This is a genomic window from Corynebacterium felinum (genome assembly GCF_030408755.1).
Taxonomy (GTDB): domain Bacteria; phylum Actinomycetota; class Actinomycetes; order Mycobacteriales; family Mycobacteriaceae; genus Corynebacterium; species Corynebacterium felinum.
Genome location: NZ_CP047209.1, coordinates 289,653 through 312,314, shown reverse-complemented (window position 1 = coordinate 312,314; position 22,662 = coordinate 289,653). Strand labels below are relative to the sequence as shown.

At 54.4% G+C, this 22,662-nt stretch carries 21 protein-coding genes and 1 pseudogene; 7 read left to right on the top strand and 15 right to left on the bottom strand.

Going from position 1 to position 22,662, the window contains the following annotated elements; all coding sequences use genetic code 11:
• Positions 1–89 precede the first annotated feature (89 nt).
• Positions 90–488, bottom strand: coding sequence for an SdpI family protein (locus tag CFELI_RS01400; protein ID WP_277103624.1), 399 nt, complete (start codon positions 486–488; stop codon positions 90–92).
• A gap of 328 nt (positions 489–816) precedes the next feature.
• On the opposite strand from CFELI_RS01400, the gene CFELI_RS01395 reads away from it, so the two are divergent.
• The gene (locus tag CFELI_RS01395) at positions 817–1,074 is read left to right on the top strand and encodes a hypothetical protein (protein WP_277103625.1); all 258 of its coding nucleotides are present in this window, start codon (positions 817–819) and stop codon (positions 1,072–1,074) included.
• Positions 1,075–1,164: 90 nt separating this feature from the next.
• On the opposite strand, the gene menD is transcribed toward CFELI_RS01395, so the two are convergent.
• The 3 genes from menD to CFELI_RS01380 form a co-directional block, all read right to left on the bottom strand.
• Positions 1,165–2,790 (bottom strand): 2-succinyl-5-enolpyruvyl-6-hydroxy-3-cyclohexene-1-carboxylic-acid synthase, encoded by a 1,626-nt coding sequence (gene menD / locus CFELI_RS01390; RefSeq protein ID WP_277103626.1) that lies wholly within the window; start codon positions 2,788–2,790, stop codon positions 1,165–1,167.
• A 76-nt stretch (positions 2,791–2,866) separates the two neighbouring features.
• Entirely contained in the window at positions 2,867–4,300 is a 1,434-nt protein-coding gene (locus CFELI_RS01385) for an alpha/beta hydrolase (protein WP_277103627.1), read from the bottom strand.
• A gap of 71 nt (positions 4,301–4,371) precedes the next feature.
• Entirely contained in the window at positions 4,372–5,412 is a 1,041-nt protein-coding gene (locus CFELI_RS01380; RefSeq protein WP_277103628.1) for an o-succinylbenzoate synthase, read from the bottom strand.
• A gap of 104 nt (positions 5,413–5,516) precedes the next feature.
• Between CFELI_RS01380 and CFELI_RS01375 the strand changes: the two genes are divergently transcribed.
• The 4 genes from CFELI_RS01375 (at position 5,517) to CFELI_RS01360 (ending at position 10,136) form a co-directional block, all read left to right on the top strand.
• Positions 5,517–6,470: a 1,4-dihydroxy-2-naphthoyl-CoA synthase gene (locus tag CFELI_RS01375; RefSeq protein WP_277103629.1), complete on the top strand. Its 954-nt coding sequence runs from the start codon at positions 5,517–5,519 to the stop codon at positions 6,468–6,470.
• Between the two features lie 159 nt (positions 6,471–6,629).
• Positions 6,630–7,805 carry an MFS transporter gene (locus tag CFELI_RS01370; protein WP_310129467.1) on the top strand — a complete coding sequence of 392 codons (1,176 nt, stop codon included), beginning with the start codon at positions 6,630–6,632 and terminating at the stop codon, positions 7,803–7,805.
• A 248-nt stretch (positions 7,806–8,053) separates the two neighbouring features.
• Positions 8,054–9,193, top strand: coding sequence for an o-succinylbenzoate--CoA ligase (menE, locus tag CFELI_RS01365; RefSeq protein WP_277103630.1), 1,140 nt, complete (start codon positions 8,054–8,056; stop codon positions 9,191–9,193).
• A gap of 31 nt (positions 9,194–9,224) precedes the next feature.
• Positions 9,225–10,136, top strand: a complete 912-nt coding sequence (locus CFELI_RS01360; RefSeq protein WP_277103631.1) for a 1,4-dihydroxy-2-naphthoate polyprenyltransferase — start codon at positions 9,225–9,227, stop codon at positions 10,134–10,136.
• Here the strand turns inward: CFELI_RS01360 and CFELI_RS01355 are convergent.
• A complete protein-coding gene (locus CFELI_RS01355) occupies positions 10,133–10,465 on the bottom strand; it encodes a DUF4229 domain-containing protein (RefSeq protein WP_277103632.1) in 333 nt (110 codons plus the stop codon). The genes CFELI_RS01360 and CFELI_RS01355 overlap by 4 nt on opposite strands.
• Before the next feature lie 123 nt (positions 10,466–10,588).
• On the opposite strand from CFELI_RS01355, the gene CFELI_RS01350 reads away from it, so the two are divergent.
• Positions 10,589–10,930 (top strand): hypothetical protein, encoded by a 342-nt coding sequence (locus tag CFELI_RS01350; protein ID WP_277103633.1) that lies wholly within the window; start codon positions 10,589–10,591, stop codon positions 10,928–10,930.
• Between the two features lie 152 nt (positions 10,931–11,082).
• Positions 11,083–11,421, top strand: a complete 339-nt coding sequence (locus CFELI_RS01345; RefSeq protein WP_277103634.1) for an ArsR/SmtB family transcription factor — start codon at positions 11,083–11,085, stop codon at positions 11,419–11,421.
• Between the two features lie 79 nt (positions 11,422–11,500).
• Here CFELI_RS01345 and CFELI_RS01340 read toward each other — a convergent pair.
• The 10 genes and pseudogenes from CFELI_RS01340 to hemE all read right to left on the bottom strand — a co-directional run.
• Positions 11,501–11,611 (bottom strand): annotated as a pseudogene (locus CFELI_RS01340) (c-type cytochrome biogenesis protein CcsB); the annotation flags it as partial.
• A 219-nt stretch (positions 11,612–11,830) separates the two neighbouring features.
• Positions 11,831–12,955, bottom strand: a complete 1,125-nt coding sequence (locus CFELI_RS01335; protein WP_277103635.1) for a hypothetical protein — start codon at positions 12,953–12,955, stop codon at positions 11,831–11,833.
• A gap of 606 nt (positions 12,956–13,561) precedes the next feature.
• A complete protein-coding gene (ccsB, locus tag CFELI_RS01330; protein ID WP_277103636.1) occupies positions 13,562–14,578 on the bottom strand; it encodes a c-type cytochrome biogenesis protein CcsB in 1,017 nt (338 codons plus the stop codon).
• Positions 14,579–14,778: 200 nt separating this feature from the next.
• Positions 14,779–16,329: a cytochrome c biogenesis protein ResB gene (locus tag CFELI_RS01325; RefSeq protein WP_277103669.1), complete on the bottom strand. Its 1,551-nt coding sequence runs from the start codon at positions 16,327–16,329 to the stop codon at positions 14,779–14,781.
• Positions 16,330–16,455: 126 nt separating this feature from the next.
• Positions 16,456–17,268: a cytochrome c biogenesis CcdA family protein gene (locus CFELI_RS01320; protein ID WP_277103637.1), complete on the bottom strand. Its 813-nt coding sequence runs from the start codon at positions 17,266–17,268 to the stop codon at positions 16,456–16,458.
• Positions 17,269–17,856 carry a TlpA family protein disulfide reductase gene (locus tag CFELI_RS01315; RefSeq protein ID WP_277103670.1) on the bottom strand — a complete coding sequence of 196 codons (588 nt, stop codon included), beginning with the start codon at positions 17,854–17,856 and terminating at the stop codon, positions 17,269–17,271.
• A gap of 56 nt (positions 17,857–17,912) precedes the next feature.
• Positions 17,913–18,521, bottom strand: coding sequence for a histidine phosphatase family protein (locus CFELI_RS01310; protein ID WP_277103638.1), 609 nt, complete (start codon positions 18,519–18,521; stop codon positions 17,913–17,915).
• A gap of 152 nt (positions 18,522–18,673) precedes the next feature.
• Positions 18,674–19,984: a glutamate-1-semialdehyde 2,1-aminomutase gene (hemL, locus tag CFELI_RS01305; RefSeq protein WP_374724710.1), complete on the bottom strand. Its 1,311-nt coding sequence runs from the start codon at positions 19,982–19,984 to the stop codon at positions 18,674–18,676.
• Positions 19,985–20,058: 74 nt separating this feature from the next.
• Entirely contained in the window at positions 20,059–21,468 is a 1,410-nt protein-coding gene (locus CFELI_RS01300; RefSeq protein WP_277103639.1) for a protoporphyrinogen oxidase, read from the bottom strand.
• A 103-nt stretch (positions 21,469–21,571) separates the two neighbouring features.
• Complete coding sequence (gene hemE, locus CFELI_RS01295) at positions 21,572–22,648, bottom strand: uroporphyrinogen decarboxylase (RefSeq protein WP_277103640.1); 1,077 nt, start codon at positions 22,646–22,648, stop codon at positions 21,572–21,574.
• Between the last annotated feature and the right edge of the window lie 14 nt (positions 22,649–22,662).

The window sequence follows — 22,662 nt, the reverse complement described above, 5'->3', positions numbered from 1 at the left end:
TTGCTGAGAAAACCTCATCAACCCCCTCGCCTCAAGGTGACAGCACCTTGATCGTCTTTGAGACTCACGAAAAAAGTTGAGGCTATTTTTTAAAATTTATCGGGGTCCAACCCTTTGCTTTCAGCCCACACCTTGGAGGCAACTCGATCACCTTTGATTGCAAAAAATCCACAAGCTGCGATACCTGGGAATAGCAAAACTAGAAAAGCGGTTTCGGTATATTCCGGTGCGAATACTCGACAGAGTGAAGCCAGGACACCGGAAAGGGCAAAATAGTAGGCCAAACCCAGAAAATATGGTGACATCGCCGTGTGTGCAGCCACCCATGCTTCACGCGAACTCAACGTATTCGGCGTGATAATACCGGGCAAATCACACCACTTGATGCGCCCGAACTTCCCTTTAGGTGATTGCTTGGCAATAAAGAACATCACCAGGCTCATGAGTCCAAAAGTACCCAATAAGAAAGCTATAGCCACAAACATCATCAAGCTCCTTCGCTTTAGTCATCGAAGTCCCCTGCACTAGTGAGGCCAAGGCTCCTACTGCCACCGTTTCGCCCCGACACTTTCGGCAAGGCCGTCATGGAAATACGCTTTAGTACCCGCCATTGTAGAAAAAAATTGCCTGCCCATAGCCATCCTGCGTGCAATACCTGCCACAGTGGCAGGCCAGCTTTAATCGGGCTAGAGATTTCCCATCACCCTTGCCCCACACTCGTGCGTGGGGGCTTACTGTGGCGCGTTGTGTCCCCCTGCAGTACTTTCGTCGTGGAAGGTACCATTGGGTGCTGCATCGACTAAAAAGGAGCACCCTATGCTTTCATGGTTAGGTATGAAAAATACAGATCAGCCGCCACGGGCGACAGATTTTTTCGCCGGGCGTTCATCGCGGTTAAAAACACTCACACTCTTAAGCGCCCTTATCCTCTTTTTCCTCATCACAACCATACTCAGCGCACTAATTCCAGCACCTAGTATGGCCGATGAATTAGTGAGAATTTTCCCCGCACTCATCGGCATGCTGACAGCTGCGCTTTTTGTCATGGTTGTTGAGCGGGCGACACAAAAATAAGACAAGCGGATTTCCTTATTCCCCTCTCGCCCATAGGCTTCTGTGCTGTTGTTTAGTGCCTGAGGAGGGCTTATAGCCAGCAGGTAGGTGCTAATTACCCATCGACACTTTCTGCACGAGCTGCTCGTGGAGTGCCCGGCGCGTTGTGCGGGTGGTGCAGGCCTCGATGATGTTGAGGCCGGGGATGTCGATGGTGTCGTTGAGGGCGTCGATAAGCTCCTCGATGCTGTCGACGCTGCGGTGTTCAATCCCGTATGCGTGGCACAGATCAGCGACGTTGACATGGTGGGCGGTGCCGAATGCTTGCTCGAAGCCCGGCTGGTATTCTTCGGCCCCCACTTCAAGTGTGTTGAAAATTCCGCCGCCGTCATCGTTGGCGATAACAATGGTGAGGTTTTCTGCGGCGATGGAGTGCACGGGGGTGAGCAGCCCGCCGGCGTCGTGAAGGAAAGTGACATCCCCGAGGAGGGCGACGGTGCGGGGGGCGCGGAGCAGGTCGGGTTCGCGGGCTTGTACGGCCAACGCTACGCCGACTGCTTGGGAGATGCTGCCGTCGATGCCGGCGGCCCCGCGTGGGGTGTAGGTGTCCACCCCGTCGAAGGGCATGCCCACAAAGGAGCAGTCCCGGATGGGGTTGGATGCACCGACGAAGAGGGTGTCGCCGGTGCCGAGGGTATCGGCGACTGCGGCGGCAACGTGGAGTCCGGTGAAGCCGTAGTCGGGTTCGGCGAGTACATCACGCACAGATTGCGCGGCGAGTTGTGCGGCAGCGTCGCAGATTTTCAGCCATTCCTTCGTCGGCGCGCCTGTTGTTTTTACGCGGCTGGCGATGCGCACGTCGCGGCGCTGCGGGTTGCACACCACGTCGGTGCGGCTGAGTACGATGATGTCGATGTCTTCATCGGCAAGTAGTGCCATGACTTGGCGGTGCAAGGTGGGGTGCCCGACCACGATGATCTGTTCCGGTTTGGTGTTAACAACGTAGCCTTCCGCGGAGACTTGCACGCGCGAAAACACGCTCGCCGCCAGCGGGTGTACGGGGTGGTATGGGGCTGGGGCGGAAGGCTCGGCGATGGTGGGCACGTCTTCCAAACCGTCGACGCGCCATGCTTCATCACCGGCGATAACGAGGGTGCGTTTGCTTAAGTCCACGCTGATGTCACCGTGGTCAACGGGGTGGATGCCGACGCGCACTTTGTTCACCTTCTCGGCGCGTGCGGGCATTCCTTCGACCAGCGGTTCCGCAAAGCGGGCATTGATGTGCACGCTGACGTTGCCAAAGGCGTCGATAAGCTTGTCGACGTCGGCAACATCGGTGATCTCAATCGTGTCTACTCCCAGCAACCCGCGCTGCTCAATGGTCTGATTCGCGCCCGTACCCACTAAATATTCGGGGCGGTCCGCTGAGATGATCGCCAGCGGGGTATGCGAATGCTGCGACTCGACCATCGCGGGTAAACAGTTCGCCACAGCCGTGCCCGAAGTTGTCAGCACCCCCACGTGGCGGCCAGTCACCCGGGCCATGCCAAGCGCCACAAATGCGGCGCAGCGCTCATCAATCCGGGAATGGATGCGCACATCGCCGCGCGCAATCAGCTCAAGCGACAGCGCCGAGTTGCGCGAACCTGGGCAGATAACAACATCGGTCAGATGCCGAGCAAGCTCCTTAGCAAGGACGCGGGCAAGTTCAGGGCTCGTTGTATCTGCAACAGTCATGACTGCAATTCTAAACTTCCAAACACCAGCTGCTAAATACGCGCACCACAACACGCAAAACCCACCGCTGGGCACGCTACTGCAGAAACGGACGAACGTACTCCCAGCCTGGTTTAATCTGCTCGCGGAAATTGATCCACTGGTGCGAACCCCCTTCTATATAAACCACCTTCTTCTTGTCCATCCCCTGAGACTTCATGGCACGGTCGAGCAACTTTGTGCAATGCATCGACCCATGCTCTAAGACCACACCAATACCTAAGCCATCCCAATAGTATTTGGCCGCCTCATTCATCACATCATCTGTGACATACCCATCCGCAGTTGACAAATACACCGGCATATTGCGCAAACCCTCAACGCGCTCAATCACATCATTATCGTTCCGATCCGCACTACCCACCGGCCCCCACATGTGATCCACCTGCCCACCCCGGCTATGCACAGTAAGCTCGTGGGTGGCACGCCCCACCGGATCTAAGGTGGTGTAGCAGCCAGAAATACCAATCGCAGCATGAAAAACATCAGGATGCTTCGCTGCAATCCGCACCGCTGAGCCAGCCCCCATCGACAATCCGGCAATTGCCCGCTTCCCATTCGGATTAATCCCCTCATGTCCCCCAGCTTCCAGCACCTGCGGTAGCTCTGTGGTCAAAAACGTCTCCCACTTCATATAACCCAGAACCGGATCGGGCTGATTCCAGTCGGCATAAAATGACGCAAGCGCGTGGGTAGGCAACACACCGATCACATTGTCGTCGCCAATGTGGGCAATCACCTCCCCAGTCTGAAGCCACCCATTATCCTTCGGGGCATCCACCCCATCGAGCAGATACAACTGTGGTGCAGGTTGGCTGGAATCCTTCGGAAGCAGAACCTGCACCTCAACAATCCGTTTCATTGCTGGCGAGGAAATAAACCAGCGCTCAACACGATCACCGTATTTTCCTTCCTTCTCCTTCTTTACCACCTGCAGCGAAGTGATATCGGGGGAAATATCCGTATCCGGTTTCTGATCCGGTGACGGAGTAGGAAGAGGGAAAATCACCCGACCTAAACCAAGAGCATAAATAACGCTGACAATGAAATGCAGAAGACGGTCCGAAGAAATCCGCGTATTCGCACTCCCACGCTGAAGCTGTCTCATCAACTCATGAAAATGAACAGAATCTTTTACCCTGCCCCATGAAAACATCCCCTGGCTGGACATCCCCCGACCAAAATTCGAAAGCGCTGCACGTGCATTCGACGAAAGCATTGATGCATCCTGCGCCGACTCACGTGACGATTGTCGCGAAGACTCCCCCTGACGCGGCCTTAGATTCCCCGGATTCCGCGAGCTACCCGAGCTTAACGACGACAACTCACGTGGCGAGGACGGTTCCAATTCCTGCCGCTGCGCATACGCCGGGGCACATACCCCCAGCGACAGCACGGACAACACAATCACACTCGCAACAAGGTTTTTCACCCCCAGCCGTTGAAAACCCGCCAAAGAATGTGTTCCCACTCGTATTTTCTTCGACACACAACCTCCCACAAACCTCTCCTAGAATTACCCCCACACCCTAGGAATAGATTTTAGAGAAACGCCCAACACTCGCGGAGACGATTGAGCCAAAAATCTCTCCTAGGCCCTTCCGCCTGAAACTCCGCCAAGCGCGCTGGGTCAGGCGCGAGCATGTCGCACCGCAAGTAGCCGTCGATAAGCGTGCGCTGTGGGGTGATATCCGCAACGAACAAACGCTGCGTTGCCAACCCAGCAGGAGCAGGCGGAACATCACAATCATCATCGTCGGCATGCACAGGCAGCGCCGCCACCGCGGCCAGCCCAGCATTCATACCCACACCCGTATCCAACGCACTAGCAACAGTCACATCCAACCCCTGCGCACGATAATGCTGCGCAATCGCCAACACATTCCGCGGCCCACCCAACGGCGCCGGCTTAACCACCGCAACATCCGCCGCTTTCTGCGCCGCCACCGCATAGGGATCATCAGCACGACGAATCGACTCATCCGCAGCCACACGCACAAACAACCCCGCACGCACCAACTTCATACGCAGCTCAGCAAGCTCAGCAACAGTGGCACAGGGCTGCTCCATATAATCAAGCGGACCAAGTTGCTGCGCCGCCTCAAGCGCCTGATCAACAGTCCACGCTTGGTTCGCGTCCACCCGGATGATGGCATTGGGAATAATCTCACGCACAGTAGCAACACGCTCAATATCATCGGCGAGAGTCTGCCCCTTTTCCGCCACCTTCACTTTGACAGTCCGACAGCCAGGAAAATGCTCAAGCACCCCTTCCACCTGCACTGCGGGAACAGCCGGAACGGTGGCATTCACTTCAATCTTCTCGCGCAGCATCACAGGAGGCCCCACAAAAGCCATTTCAAGACCACATTTCAGCCACGAAGCAGACTCAGCAGCATCGTATTCAAGGAAGGGGGAGAATTCACCCCACCCGCAAGGGCCCTCAATCACGAGCGCTTCACGTTCGCGCACGCCACGGAAACGCACGCGCAGCGGGAGGCTGACAACTCTGGCGCGCTCGAGAATATCGTCGAGGCTTAAAGTGCTGTAATCAATAGGGGCATACCTGCTTGTTGGGCTCATAACTTCCCACTATAGCTGTGTAGCTTGAGGAAACTAGTTGGGGGTTTAACTTAAAGCACGAAAAGCAACGGCGCACGGGCGCGGGCACTACACTAGGAACAATTATGAGCAAAGAATCTGTATCACAGTACTCCACTGACAACCCTTTCACTCCCGAACTGTGGGCCACAGTTGAAGGTTTTGAAGACCTGACCGATATCACCTACCACCGCCATGTGGGCGAAGGCCGCGAATATGGCACGGTGCGCATTGCATTCAACCGCCCTGAGGTGCGCAACGCGTTTCGCCCCCACACCGTCGATGAGCTGTACCGTGCACTGGATCATGCACGCCGCACCCCCGATGTGGGCACGGTGCTGATCACCGGCAATGGTCCCGCGCTCAAAGATGGCGGCTGGGCGTTTTGTTCCGGCGGCGACCAGCGCATCCGTGGCCGTTCCGGCTACCGCTACGCCACGGGCGAGACTGAAGAGACCGTGGATGAGGCACGCACCAAGGTTGAGGGTGGGCGTTTGCACATTTTGGAAGTGCAGCGACTGATCCGCACCATGCCGAAAGTGGTGATCGCCGTGGTCAACGGATGGGCGGCCGGTGGCGGGCATTCGCTGCATGTGGTCTGCGATCTTACGATCGCTTCCCGCCAGGAGGCACGGTTTAAGCAAACCGATGCTGATGTGGGATCGTTTGATGCGGGCTACGGGTCGGCCTATTTGGCCAAGATGGTGGGCCAGAAGTTTGCCCGCGAAATTTTCTTCCTCGGGCGCACTTATGATGCGGAGACGATGCAACGGATGGGTGCTGTCAATATTGTGGCCGACCATGCTGAGCTGGAAAATGAGGCAATTCAGGTTGCCCGTGAGATTAATACGAAGTCGCCGACTGCGCAGCGCATGTTGAAGTTTGCGTTCAACCTCACCGATGACGGTTTGATGGGCCAGCAGGTTTTTGCTGGCGAAGCCACCCGCTTGGCATATATGACCGATGAGGCGGTTGAGGGCAAGAATTCCTTCCTTGAAAAGCGCGATCCCGATTGGTCACAATTCCCCTACTACTACTAAAGCTGTGCGTGCTCGGTGGTGAGGCATTCCTTGATTTTTCCGTGAAAAGAAATCTGTCGTTGAAAATTCCCACCATCGCAGCATGTTTACTTCGATGGGAGTTGAAAGCACAGACATCGACGTGAGTCACTGGCTTAAGGCTCACTAGCAAGGCAGGCAATCATTAACAAAATATCGACGGCAATCGTTGCCGCTTACTTCTTAAGCTCGCTCTGTAGTTCCATCACAGCGGTAGCGATTGCCATCCATTTTGCCGAAGATGGACAAAGTGCTTTCACCATTACCGGCACACTGATCGCCGCGGCAGTCGCCCAGATTTTTGTTGCTCCAGTACTAGCCCCAGTTTTTGACAAGCACACCCCAAACGCCCTTATCACCATAGCTGCGGCCATTGACATCGCAACTCTACTCGTTCTGACCATCTGGCCTAAACCCATCATTCTTATCGCTGGCACATTCCTCAGTGCCAGCACTACTTGCATAATAATTCCAGCCGTTTTCACCCTAGCTGAAAATCTCAGCCGTTCTCGTGCTGCTGAAACTTTTGCAAATCTTGACACAGCCCGCCTGCTCGGCAGTTTCATAGGACCCACCCTTGGTGGGGCGCTCGTCCACGTAGGTACAGTTCGCTATGCATTCATCGCCGAGATTCTGGCAAGTGCACTAACCATACTCATCATCAACGTTCTTCCATTAGTCCCAGTGCAAAAACGCGAATCTGAGGTCAAAGAAGAAAGCTTCTTCGCGCGTTTAATCGCTGCACCAGTTTTACTTTTGCGAAATAGGAAAACACGCGCTGGCCTGAGCAGTATTTGGGGCGCAATCATTTTCACGTCGATCTACAACGTTGCTCTGGTCTTTTTCGCTGTTGACACCCTCAAAGTTGGAGGAATCGGTTATGCATTGTTGATGCAAGCCTTCATTATTGGGCGACTAATTGGAGCTAGGTTCTCAGCGCGAATTACAGAATCGGCGGCCTACCAAGTTTTGCTCCTCAGCGGAATCATAATGGGAGCGATGATCGCGAGCGCAGGTCTTGTCCCCAACTTGTTTGTAGCCATAATTGCATTTCTTTGTGCGGGCATCTGTAATGCTCTTCAGATCGCAGCACTTCGTTTGCTTATTTATAATGCGGTTGAAGAATCTATCCGCCCGAAAGCACTATCGACCATGGGCACTGTGAATACCTCCGCCATGTTTATTGGATATTGTGTAGGGGCTCCTGCAGTGGCTTACTTCGGCCCCGCACTTTCTCTCGTGATTTCAGGAGTGGGAACCCTAGTGATCACCCTCATTTCTGCAGTCTTTTCACGATTGACAACCACTTCACAATAGTGATGAATTGCATACCCAAGATTTTTCACAGGGTCGCGTACTGTTTGGAACCAATGGCACACAAGCATCCATAGGTGGAGTTCGGCACAATTTTCTTGATCCCTCAAAAGACTCTGGTGAGTGCAAGCGAGGGTTAGGCCCCTTTGGCCTGACGTTGTGCATGTTGAAGGGTGTTTTTCGGCTGCGGATACATCCGTGTGGTTTGGTGGTCATGATGAGTGGTTTTCAAGGGTATTATTGCTTAAGTTATGGCTGCTCGAATCTTGGAAACCTTCCCGGTCGACCCGGTTGATCCGCGCCCCTTTCTCGACGCACTCGAGGAGTCTATTGCGGGACTGCGCACCCTATTACCCGTCCCCGCGCACGATGCGGCCCGGTCGTCGATTCTGCACAATCACCTCAAAGGTGGCCGAGATATCTCCCCCGACATCGCACTCGTCGTAGCCACCTCAGGCTCCACAGGCACCCCCAAAGGCGCCCAGCTCACCCCACTGAACCTAGTGGCCTCTGCCGACGCAACCCACCAACACTTAGGCGGCGAAGGGGCATGGCTACTCGCAATGCCTGCACACCACATCGCAGGTGTCCAGGTGCTCACCCGATCGCTAGTCGCAGGGTTTGAGCCGGCGTTTATCAACGTGGCGCAGGGTTTCCATGTCCCCGACTTCGCCCACGCCGCCACCCAACTGCGTGACGACGCCGAACGCTGCTACACCGCACTGACCCCGATGCAGCTACTCAAAGCCATGGACACGCTCCAAGGCATCGAAGCTTTACGGCTTTTCGACGCCATCTTGGTCGGCGGCGGCCCCTTACGCGCCGATGACCGCAGGGCAGCAGTGGAATTAAGCATCAACGTTATCTCCACCTACGGCAGCTCCGAAACATCCGGGGGCTGCGTCTACGATGGAATTCCACTACCGGGCGTCACCGTTAGAGTAGAAAACGAAAGAATCATCCTCTCAGGGCCAATGATTGCCCACGGCTACCGGAATTTCCCCGACCACGAAGCCTTTAGCCGCCCCGGTTTCTACCAAAGCTCAGACACAGGCGTCCTCGACAATGGTGTGCTGCGGGTAACCGGCCGCATCGACACCATCATCGATTCCGGTGGCCTCAAAGTTCACCCCGAAGTACTCGAAGCCGTTATCGCCGATGTAGTCGGCGTGCACTCCGTGTGCGTGGTCGGCGTTGCAGACCCCCGGCTAGGCCAAGCGATCGTTGCCGCCTACACCGGTACCGCCAGCCCCACCGACATCATCGAAGCATTCGACGATCTGCCCCGCTGGCAGCTGCCGAAGCAAATCATGCGAGTCGAGTCCCTCCCACTGACAGGGCCGGGAAAAATTGACCGCTCCCGCGTGCAAGAGCTCTTCCGCACGCGCTAAACCTTTGACCTACGGAAGTATCCTTAATTCAATGAATTCTCAGCCCTCAGCCGCTTCTGCTCCACGCCCAAGCCTTGCCCAATGGTACGAAGGCGCACGTCCTCACACCTGGGCCAATGCCTTAGCCCCAGTGATCATGGGCACCGCCGCAGCAGCCGCTGCCAACGGGGCGCATCTTGGCAAAGCAGCACTTGCACTCATCGTCAGCTGGGCGCTCATTGTGGGCGTGAACTACGCCAACGACTACTCCGACGGCATTCGGGGAACCGACGAGCAACGCACCGGCCCACTGCGCCTAGTAGGTAGCGGTTTGGCACGACCCAGCCATGTGAAATATGCAGCATTCGCATTCTTCGGACTTGCCGGTATCGCGGGCATGACCCTCGCGATTTTAAGCTCCTGGTGGCTTGTCGCCGTCGGCGTGGTATGCATCCTCGCCGCCTGGTTTTACACCGGTGGCACAAACCCCTACGGCTACCGCGGATTAGGCGAAGTAGCCGTGTTTATCTTCTTCGGTCTCGTTGCTGTTTTAGGCACACAGTTTTCCCAACTAGGATCACTGACCTGGATCGGCTTTGGTGGTGCCTGTGCCATTGGCGCAATGTCTGCCGGTGTAAACCTAGTCAACAACCTGCGTGATATCCCCACCGATAAGGAAGCCGGAAAAATCACCCTTGCTGTTCGCCTCGGTGATCGCGCAACGCGAATCCTGTACTACATCCTCGTCAGTATCCCGCTGATCGCTTCACTGAGCTTTGCTGTGCATTCACCCTTCGCCGCTAGTGGATTAATTGTGGCGCCGTTGATTGTCAAAGCTGCAAAACCTATCCGCGCACAGGAGAAAGGAAAAGCACTCATCCCAGTGCTGGGAACCACCGGCAAAGCTATGCTCGCTTGGTCGATTCTCACCTGCGTTGGATTAGTGCTTTCTTTAAAGTTCTAGCGCGTGGAAAGCTCTGCTTTCACCCACTCCTTATACGCCTTACGTTGCTGGTGCCACTGCGCAACAGCCATGGTGGCACGAACTCGTAGCCCCTTGAACAGAAAAACGCTCAGTGGCATGGCTACGATCAAGGCCAGCATTGCGGAAATAAAGATAGGCACATATGCCCCAATCGCGGTAGCACACAGCTGAATGACCGCAGTGAGTGCTAGGAATAGCACAAGACGCGCCGCGCCATAGTAGAACAGGCTCTTCGTTGCTTGGGCACGCACGTGTGGATCACGAACTGGGGGTTGGGAACTGGTGTTTTCTTCGCTCACACTAGCCAACCCTACCCCACTTTGCTGGCCGGTTTGAACACCTGCACAATGAAAACGGTTTTATGCCTAAACTAGTAAGCGCGTTGCCAGTAATCCGTACTACTTGTTTTTTAGCAAAGGTGAATCTTTTTCATGGGACGACTTTTCCTCTTGATCCTGCTCATTGCCGCCGCCTACCTCGTGTGGCGGGCATTCGGGCCACGTTCATGGAATCGCAACAGCATTGAATCTTCCAGCCGTGGTGTCATCAAAGGCCCCGATGATGATGAGAACTTCTTATGGGAGCTAGAAAAGCAACAATTCAAACAACGACGCGCCCGCGAAGAAGCTGCCCTGGAAGAAGAAGCCCGCATTAAACGGGCGCAGCAAAAATATAATCCGGAGCCGGAGAAACCAGCGGATACGAAAGACGAGGACTCCACTCCTGAAAAACCCCAAACCCCTGGGGACGTCGACGAATCCGATAACAACTAAAACACTGCCTTCTGCGAGATCCGCAGAAGAAATTGTGTGAATCTGCAGTGATTGTTTTCTTCCCCACTTTTGGGCTCAATGTAGGCAAAAGTGGGGTTAGTTTTATCCACCATTAGTTTACTTAGCTTACCCTTGCCTTTATACTTTGAGGCATGCGTTCCTCCCCTGTTTCTCCTCCCAAAGGCGCGTATCCGCAAAGCCTCGATCTTCCCTGCACTCAGCGGTCTGAGCGCGCCGCAATGCTCTTTAAAGTCCTCGGTGACCCTACCCGCCTGCAGATTCTCATGATCATCGCCCACAACAAGGACAAGGCCGTGTGCGCCGTAGAGCTCTCGGAAGCGCTGAACATCTCAGCTCCGACTGTCACTCATCACATGAAAAAGCTCACCGACGCCAATTTGGTTACCCGCCATAAAGTGGGCAAATGGGCTTACTACGAAATTGTTAAAAGCGAGTACCAGCGGATTAATAAACTCGTCGAAGCACTTTAGAAGCCTGAGCACAACACAAAGGCCGTCTTGTTTTCCTCACCGCAGCAGGAAAAAGAGACGGCCTCTCGGTTGCTCAGGCTTAGTTCAGTCCGGCATAGGAGTGCAGACCCGAAACCACCAGGTTGATAAAGAACAGGTTGAAGACCATCGCGGCAAGCGCCAAGATATTAATCCACGCAGCCTTCGAGTCACACCTACAGTGCCTATTGGCCAACGAGTGGTGGCTTTATGACTATCCCCAGCAAAACACATTCGTGGCCTAGTCCAACAACAAAATACCGGAAAAGTTAGACCCTGAGTTGTGACATTTTAGTCAGGTTGTGGAATGTTCGACGCACACGACCAACTACGCGCACACTCGCCCTTCATCGACACCCTCTCCATTAATCCTCTGCGATTTCTGCTGTAATCAGCTGTGACGCACAGATTGCTCTATCTTGCGCCAGCGCGGCAGTCTCGCCTGTAGCCGCCAAGTTTCCGATACGCGACCGATAGGTGCCCACCTCAGTAATGCGATCCTCAATATCTCGCGAAGGTAACAAACCAGTTGTCCAGGATACCGATGAATATTCTCCAGCCCCTTAATGGACTTAATGATTCCCACGCGTGAAGCATAAAGGCTGACATGGGAGAATCCGCACAAAATTTCCCTTTCACTCTTTTCGCAGGGTTGTGTGTTGAGAGCCTGATGTACCGCCATAGCGTATGGGTTGAAATGAGTAGTTTTTAAAATGCCAGGTGTGATCACAGACCCAGCCATTCTCGGATTTATCTCGACTAACTCAAACCCAGCGGTCGTTTCAATGAACTCCACATGCGCCAGCCCAAGATCGTAACCTAGCGCATCAAGCACACGGAAAACCCAAGCCTTTACTCGCTCCTCCCAGACCGAATCCGCAGCCCACGGGAAAGATTTCACGCGCTCAGTAAACAAGGGTGGTTTCGACACAATCCGATTGGTCACCCCAAAGAAGATTTCGGAGGTGGCGTCACGCCACACTTCAGCTGAGTATGTAGGCCCTAAATAAAAGTCTTGCTTGACATAATCTGATTCATCAAAGCCCGAGCTCTTTATCACTGCCGATGCTTCTTCCTCCGACGAAACCAGATGGACTCCCATCTTGCCCGTTCCACTTCGCAGTTTCATAATCTTGGGCCAACTCTGCGACGGCTGCGCGAGCTTTAATGCGATGAGCTCTGATTGGACAGCTTCCTTATCCCTGAAGAACTCCAGCTTTGTTGTATCACCAAATTGGTAGAAACCAAACGCATCGCGAATCTTTGATGCAACTACACCCCAGGTATCGGTGACACTGAATACTTGCGAAATTTCTGAACGGCGTGCTGCAACATAAGCATGTAATTGTTCATGATCGCGGGTAGGAAACTTCACGATTTCCGCGTGAGTACTGTCATAATATGCTGGGTCTTCAGCCAAAACACGTAATTGATACCCATGCTTATCGGCTGCAACAGCCATTTCATCCACTTCAGACATGGCTTCAATGGCGAGGAGAATTCTCCGGTCAGTCATTGTGTGTCCTCACTTCCACTCACTGTTTTGCACTCAGGACAGAAATCTCGTCCCGACCATTCCAATGCACACCATGGTGGAGCCAGCTGGTCAAGAGAGTCTATCCACAAGGGTTTAGGTGACATTACTCGTGGGTATAACAGTTTCGGCGAGTATTGGCGCATATCTAAAGCCCATGTCCGGACTAAGAAATAGTGTTATGCACTCTTTTTTTGTTAGTCCCCGACTGCATATGAAGCTCCGGACGAGAGCCCTCCAAAAACACCGGTCTCTGTTAGCAATCCTAACGTTTTATGGAGTGCGACGGAAGCCACAATCCGCCAGGATTTTCTCACTGGGATATGGTGTTTGAGGTGTAGGACGGCAAGTACTGTTGTGATGAGCGCTGTGATCACCTAGGGGCAGAAGGTTACTCGTTGACAGTGCTTTATGTTGACAAAACCCCCATCACCACAGGGCAGCGTTTCATACGCATTTTCCCACTGTGAAAACCTCACTGGGTATCCCAAACTATTGTGCAGCTCAGGTGGAAGTCGTGGCATCAAAATGGCCGTCTCTTTTCCTCACCGCAGCAAGAAAAAGAGACGGCCTCTCGGTTGCTCAGGCTTAGTTCAGTCCGGCATAGGAGTGCAGACCCGAAACCACGAGGTTGATAAAGAACAGGTTGAAGACCATCGCGGCAAGCGCCAAAATGTTAATCCACGCAGCCTTCGAATCACGCCAACCAGCAGTAGCGCGGGCGTGCAGGTACGCCGCATACAAGATCCAGGTGATAAACGATACCGTTTCCTTCGGATCCCAACCCCAGAAACGACCCCACGCAGCTTCCGCCCAAATCGCACCCAGCACGATGCCAAGACCGAACAAAGGGACAGTAACAATCGCAGTGCGATACGCAATGGCATCCAGCACCTTAGCCGAAGGCAAAGGCTTGGCCACCGCACCAAAGAATCCCTTTTCCTTGCCCACCGGCTGCCACATACGCAGCACATAGAGCAACGACACCACGCCGGAAATCATGCCGATGGAACCACCCAAAGAAACAGAACCAACGTGAATGGGGCGCCAGAAAGACTGCAGCGCCGGAACCACGGGTGCGGTATCGGCATATAGCTTCGTACCCGCCAAAAACAGCAGCGCTAACACTGGGGAAAGCACCCACGGCCAAATCACGCGCATTTCTTTCTTCTGCAGGTAGAAAGCTGCGACGATCATGGTGAACATGGTGATTTCGGTGATGTACTCATACAAATTGCCAAAGGGGAATCGGCCTGCGGAAACACCGCGCAAAATCACCGAAGAAATATGCACAATAATGCCCAACCACACCACGGTTTGGGTCATGCCAGCAAACTTGGTGGCGGATTCTTCCTTTGCAGCAATGCGACGATCCAACTCAGCTGCATCAGCATGCTCACCCTCAGGTGCGGCGTCCACCGCAGCACCAGAACCCGCAGCAACAAGCTGCTGGGCTGACAGATGCTCTTTTTCGCGTTCGAGGTCAATAACTGCCTGGCGCTTGATGTAGAAAACGATCGAAAGCGCCAACGCCAATGCGTAGATCACAAAAGCTGAAAAGAACGCCGTGTCCGAAAAGGACGCAAGCGTGTGGTTTACATTCATGGCGGGAGGGGTTCCTCTTCTTCACACACAGATTTCACTAAGGCAATCAGACTTTGCACGTAGCGCAAAGCCTCTATCACTGTCACCTTACCCCCAGTGGAAGCACAAAAGAAACCCTTGGTTTATGCACTAAACAAACCAAGGGCAAAAACTTCTGATGGGGATGAAAGCCAACTTAAGTTCTATAAAACCTATTTGTGCTATTCGTCATCATCCTCAGGTTCTGGAAGCGCAAGAATCCGGCGGTGAATCCTCTGGTACTCCTCACCCCAACCGGCACGATCCGTGCGAGCCAAACCTGCAGTTTCGACGAACGTCACAGTCGGAGTGACCTCGCGGTAACGCACCCAAATGCGACGACGTTTCACCACCAAAGAACCCACCAGGCTGAGCAAAGCACCCACCGTAAAAATCAACACCCACAGCTGTGTGGGGTCATAGGAAACCTGATAGTTGGCAAATTCCTCTGCCCCTTCAAACGTCACCTTCGTGCCGTCATCCAAAGTCACCGACTCCCCTTCGCTGAGATTCACGCGCTCAATCTTCTGCAGCTGACCGCTATGAATCAGGCTCGGGTCGAGGGCAAAGATGCTCTGCGAACTACCCCCATCAAGGCCATGGTCACCGCGGTAAATATCGATAGCCACAGCAGGGTCCCGCAGCGCAGGGTAGGCGGAGGTCAACAACTCATTATTCGCACCACTCCACTCAGCGGTGGGGGCAAACAAGCCCTGAATAGTCAGCTGCTGCTGACGACGCTCAAACAGGTCCGGATACATTCCGGCAGGTGGATCGAAGCGCATCACGCCAGAGGACAAGAAAAACGTGAGATCATCGGGCCTAAACTGCACCGTCTGGCGACGACTTTCACCATTAGGCCACGTCACGGTGAATGTTGGCGCGAAACCGTGACCCTGAAGATACACACGGTCCCCACCGATTCGCAGCGGATGATTCACCTTCAACGTGGTGTGAGTCCACGTTTTCGGATCTGCAAAAATCTGCTCACCTTGGGCATAAGAAATATCCGAGCGGAAACTTTCAGCCTGCCCGTTAGGCAAATAATCGGCCTTAAAGTTATGGGCCTCGATGCAGTACTGGTTCAAGCCAGTGCCGTCGAAAAGCACGCCCGCGCGGAAGGAATCGAAGTTTGCTGTTGCAGTCGTACAGAACTGCGAATTAACATCTTCCCGCTCAGAAGCAATCACGATGACCTGGCCTTCGTAATACACGAAACGCCCAATCGCCATCGCAGCAAGCATACCCACCAAACCAAGGTGGAACATCAAGTTGAAAAACTCACGCGCATAGCCCTTTTCCGCAGCCACCGACCGCACCCCAGCGCGATCTTCCGCCGCGGAGTACTTGGCAACATTCCAGCCACGCAGAGCCTGAGCAATCTCAGCTTCCACCTCAGCTAAAGGCTTTTCCACACTACCTTCACCATGAAGCGCGAGGCGCTTGAGGTTCTTAGGAGCGCGCACGGGAGGCTGCTTCATAGCACGGTAGTGCTCCACGCTGCGGGGCAGGATGCAGCCGATCAAGGAGATGAACAGCAACAGCGCAATGGCGTTAAACCAGGTAGAGGAGAAAACATCGAAAAACTGCAGTTTGTCGTAAATTTCCGCCACTTTGCCGTTATTAGCAAGGTAATCAGCAACGTTGTCGGCGTTCAGCGAACGCTGCGGCAACAGCGCACCAGGGATCGCGCCTAAGGCCAGCAAGAACAACAGCGCTAATGCTGTGCGCATACTCGTCAGCCAGTGCCACGCCTTCTTAGGCAGACTAAGCAGGAATTTCACGATTGCCACACACGTCCTTCACGCTCACAGAAACACCCGTGCCACCACAGTGGCGACACACACTCAAGACGTTCCCTAAATAACCGTCGTACCAAATTCGAGGGTAAAAACCCTGATCCAGTTAATAAAATCGGCCCACACGCCAGTCACTAATGCGACACCGACCACTATCAACGCGATACCGCCTAAGATTTGGATTGTTCGCGAGTGCCTCCGGAGGAATCCAACACCAACCATAGCCTGCGCAGAGCCTAAAGCCACAAACAAAAACGGTAGCCCCAAACCTAAACAGTAACCAATAATTAGCGCAACACCGCGTGCCGCTGTCATCCCCTCAGTGCCCGCGGACACCGACACAATCGCAGCCAAAGTCGGGCCCAAACAGGGTGTCCACCCCAAGGCAAAAACCCCGCCCAACAACGGCGCACCCAACCACGTAGACCACTTGCGGGGATGGAATCGACGTTCCGTTTGCAAAATAGGAACCCAGCCGACAAACACCACACCCATCACAATGGTGACTACACCACCAATACGCATCAACAACTCATTATTGAGCGCAAGCGCACTGATCGCACCAAAAACAGTAACCGTGGCCAGCAAAAACACGACCGTAAACCCGAGGATAAACAAACTCGCGGCACCGGCCACCCGCAGTCGCGAACCTTGAGCGACCTTCGGCCCGTGCACACTGTCGATCTCCACATCAGCACTGACAATGCTGGCAAGATAGCTGATGTAGCCTGGCACCAACGGAACCACACACGGGCTTGCGAAAGACACAAACCCTGCCACCGCGGCTGCAAGAATGCCTAAGACTAGTGGCCCATGAGTGGCAGCCTCAGCGAAGGTATCACCAAGGCTTTGTGCCAAATACATACCGTCCATTTAGTTCTTTTCTAATTCTTGAACAACCTGCAAAAGCTCACGATCAGTCACCGAACGCAAGAACACCACAGCAGGACGATGCTGCTGATCCAACACAATGGTGGTCGGAACAACAGATGCAGGTAAACCACCTAAAGCTGCAGCTGATTTAAAGGGTGGATCATACACGCTTGGGTAGGTTAAGCCATTATCTTCCATGAAATCTTTGGCCAAGGTTTGGTTATCGCGCACATTAATGCCCAACACGGTGCCACCGGTCTTGTGCAGATGCTCATGGACTGTCTGCAAATCATCAACCTCAGTTCGGCACGGACCACACCACTGGCCCCAGGCGTTGAGCACTACAATCTTGCCTTCATAATCGGAAAGCGTGATTTCTTTTCCGTCAATAACACTCGGGCCCGCAATCTGGCCGATTGTGGCGCGATCAGCTTCCGCATAGTGGATTGTCTTTTCCCCACCGGGAGAATGGAACTGGAATGTTCCACCCACGGCAACAGCATCTTTACCCGCAGTTTGCTCTTCACTGCAGGCAGCAACAACCAGCGCGGAACTACAGACCGCTACCGCTGCCACTGCTGATTTCATCCACCGACGCATCCGGACTGCCTTTCTTAGTGTGGATTTCACGTTCACCGCATGCACTAAATGTGCTGGGCGGGCTCGCTGTAACGATAATCAACCAACTGATCGCCATCAAAAACCAAGGACGTCACACTCGCAAGGTCGCACTGGCGCAATGCGGGATTATGCGACAAAGACTTCCCCTGTGCTTTACGTTGAACGCACACGATCGGAAGCTGGTGGCTGACCAAAATCGCCTCGTGGCCTTCAGCTTTCATGCGGGCAAACTCAATAACATCCATCATGCGCTCAACAATGTCCACATAATGCTCACCCCAGCTGGGCAACGCCGGATTCCACATCAACGGCCAGCGAACAGGGTTCCACAACTGAGAACGCACGCTTTTAACCCGCAGGCCCTCAAACTGGTTGCCCGCCTCCAGTAAGCGCTCATCAATGAGCACAGGTTTGCCCACAACCTCAGCAATAGGCGCGGCAGTCTCTTGGGCACGCTCTAAAGGAGAGCTCATCAGCACAGCCACATCGTGGCCGGAAAACGACTGCGCAGTCGCAGCTGCCATTGATTCACCTCGGGCAGACAAATGAAAATCAGGGATACGCCCGTACAGGATGCGCTCGGGATTAAACACTTCGCCGTGGCGCACGAGGTGAACAATGGTGGTACTCATCAAGAATTATCTCTCTGTCTGCTCATGAAACATCTTTTGGGCCCCAACCTTCTAGATTGAGATCCGCGATGCTTGGTGAATGTCCCCCAAAAATACTAGGGGTTTAACCCAAAAACTAAAAGAAAACACCACAATTAATTTTTGAGCTCACCCTAATCCTGCCGCGCACGAGCCGCAGCCTGGGCTGCCGGAACCAAGGCCTTTTCAATCGTGGCAAAATCATCATCACTCAGCGCAGCAGACACAAACCACGTTTCAAACACACTCGGCGGAGCATACACACCACCACGCAAAAGCTCATGGAAAAATGGGGCGAAACGGAAAGTCTCAGCAGCCTTCATCTCCGCAAAATTCTTCCCCTCACCTTCCGCAAAACGAATACTAAGCATCGTGGCGGCACGCTGAATATGGTGCACCACCCCTTCCCTGCTCAGCGCCTGCGAAATCAACGAGGCCAACAGATCTGCATTTTTCGCAACCGTGTCATACACAGCATGAGTAGCCAATTCCAAAGATTTCTTACCAGCGGCCATCGCCACCGGATTACCCGACAACGTGCCCGCCTGATAGACCGGACCTGAAGGTGCAAGATGAGCCATAATATCGGCGCGGCCACCAAAGGCAGCAGCTGGAAGACCACCCGAAATGACCTTGCCGAAGGTCGTCAGATCGCCCGCAACACCATCAACACCAAACCAGCCCGAATAGGAAGTCCTGAAACCGGTCATCACCTCATCAATAATCAGCAACGCGCCATGCGCATGGCATAGATCCTTCAGCCGCTGATTGAACTGATTCTGCGGTGCCACCGCACCCATATTTCCGGCAGCAGCCTCAGTAATCACACAAGCAATCTGGTCGGGGTAGTCGGCAAAAGCCTGCTGCACAGCCGCATAATCGTTATAGGGGACAACAATCGTATCCGCCGCCGACGCACCCGTCACACCAGGGGAATCCGGCAACGCAAACGTGGCCACACCCGAACCAGCAGAGGCCAACAACGCATCCACATGCCCGTGATAGCAGCCCTCAAACTTCAGAACCTTCGCACGCGAAGTAAAACCACGCGCCAAACGCACCGCCGACATAGTAGCTTCCGTACCGGAATTGACCATACGCACCTGCTCCACCGAGGTCCGTGCACAAATCATCTCTGCAAGCTCAATCTCCGCCTTTGTCGGCGCACCAAAAGACAAGCCCTGAGCCATGGCCTCATTCACCGCAGCGAGCACCTCGGGGTGAGCATTGCCCAACAACATGGGCCCCCACGAATTGACCAAATCAACGTACTTGTTGCCGTCGACGTCGACAAGCGTGCTGCCATACGCCCGCTCAATAAAGCGCGCATGACCACCCACGGAACCAAAGGCACGCACCGGAGAATTCACACCGCCAGGAATGCTCACCTGAGCACGCTGCATCAACTGCTCCGATACAGAAGTATTCTGCGCAGAAACCATCATAAAACCAACCCTTTACACTGTTACGAAGCACAACGCCCTGATCGAGCGCCACACTCACCTTGAAAAACTAGCCCCTAAGCAATAACCGCGCGGCCAACAGCACGCGCATGCGCAATCACCGCAGGAACCCCCACCCCACCAGCCCACGAGCCGGTAGCAAACACACCATCAACCTTATCCAACTCCGCCATCACACGTGACACAGTGACGAGATGTTCTGGCGAATACACCGGCAAACCACCAAACCAGCGCTGAACAAAAATCTCATCCAACCCCGCTGCACGACCATCAAAGCCAGTGATCGCTTGCAGATCATCCAACGCGCGATCGACAAGCTCATCCTCCTCCGCACGCGTAATCTGCTCATCCCCAAAACGGCCAAACGACGCACGCACCAACGCACCACCACGCTGGCCAATATGCGGCCACTTCTTCGAGCTAAACGTCAACGCCTTCACCTTCACATCCGGCTCATCACAGGCCACCAAAATTCCCGAATGATCCGGCAACCCCTCATCATGAGCAAACTTCATGCCCACAACCACACTCGACGCCAAACGCACCTTCTTCAACTCAGCGCTCGCAGCAGCCGCCACATCTTTCAGCAACATCGCAGTCGTAGGCGCAGGAGTGGTCACCACCACCCGGTCATAAATGCCCTCACCAGCACCCTTCAAACTAAAACCGGAATTCTTCCGCACAATCCCCGACACAAAAGCATCAATATGAATACGCGCCTTCGACTGCTCCGCCAACTCCTCATACAACTGCGCATAACCACCAGCAAACGTACTAAAAAGCTGCGGACGATACTGCTCACCAGATGTCGCATTCTCAGACGACGCCGCCCGACGATCCACAATCGCACGCACCGCCGTCGACAACGACACCTTCTGCCCCGCATCAGCCATACGATCAAACTCCTGCGCCAACACAGGCACCGTCGCCCGAACACCCAAATCATCAGCCAAAGACGAATACACGCCCCCCTGCAACGCCGAAACCACACGATCAACCACCTGATCGCCATAACGGGAACGCACCAACGCACCCAAAGACACATCCGCCTCACCCGAGGTCCACTCAATACCCGGCGCGTCGGATTCGGAATCAATACGGGCAGCTGTGTCGGCGTCGATAAGCCCCTCTAAACCAGCACTCGACGCCGGAATGCCCATCACCGTGTGCGACGGAAGCGCATGCAACTGCCCCTGGGAATACAAAGCAGACGGCAAACCCGAAGGAGCACGCAGCGCATCTTTCAAACCCAGCGTGGTGAAAAACTCCGTCGCATCCTCACGGAACGCAAGATAAGCCTCAGCACCCATATCAGTCGGGCCGGAAGCAAACGGAACCGTAAACAACTTCCCACCAATACGATCCGTCGCCTCAAACACATCAATCTCAGCCTCAGGTGCACCCGCACGGATCTCCCACGCAGTAGTCAATCCCGCCAAACCTGCACCAACGATGGCAATGCGCACAACCGTCGCCTTTCTGCTTAAAAAACACCACTAAAAACGCTAAGTCTACCCAACGCACACACCTGCGCCCGCGCCCCGCGACGCAGCCGCACACACAACGACACTAGTGCTGGTGCACACACTCAACAGCCCGGGTAATCGCATCCGGATCAGTATGCGGCAAAACCCCATGCCCAAGATTAAAAATATGACCCAACGCATCACCAGAAGCGCACGCACGATCAGCTTCCGCACAAATACGCGCAACCTCATCACGCACAACCGACTCGCCGGCAAACAACAGCGCAGGATCCAAATTGCCCTGCAGCACCCGCGGAGTCACCATGCGCGTGGCAGCAACATCAAGTGGAACCCGCCAATCAACACCCATCACCTCACTGCCAGCTTCACTCATCGCACCTAGCAACTCGCCCGTGCCCACGCCGAAGTGAATCCTCGGCACCCCCAACTGCGCCACCGCATCCAAAATCTGCGTCGAATACGGCAACACATGCTCGCGATAGTCGCGCTCAGTGATAAAACCAACCCAGGAATCAAACAGCTGCACAACCTCGACGCCAGCGGCAATTTGAATCTCCAAAAAACGAATAATCGTCGGAGTTAAACGCTGCATCAACGTATGCCACGCATGCGGATTCGCATGCATCATCGTCTTCGTCTTCTCATGATTCTTCGAAGGGCCACCCTCGACCAAATAACTCGCCAACGTAAACGGCGCACCCGCGAAACCGATCAACGTCTGTGATGCCGTCAAACCCTGCCGAATCAGCCCAATCCCCTCAGTAAGTTCTGGGATATCCCCCTCAAGAATGGGCACAGAGGCACACTCATCCGCACTACTGCAGGCACGCTCCATCACCGGCCCCCTGCCCGCAACAATCTCCACCCCAACACCTGCAGCCTTGAGCGGAACAACGATGTCGGAGAACAAAATCGCCGCATCCACATCATGGCGACGCACCGGCTGCAACGTAATCTCCGCCAACAACTCCGGCATGAAACAAGAATCCAACATGCCAATCCCCTCACGCACCCGGCGATATTCCGGAAGCGAACGCCCCGCCTGGCGCATAAACCAGACAGGGCGACGAGTAGGTTTCACCCCAGCGATAGCCTGCAACAAAGGCTTAGGGGAATCAGCAGGAGACGACGAGGGCGAAGGCAGGATAGGAGCTAACATAGCCAAAAGTATGA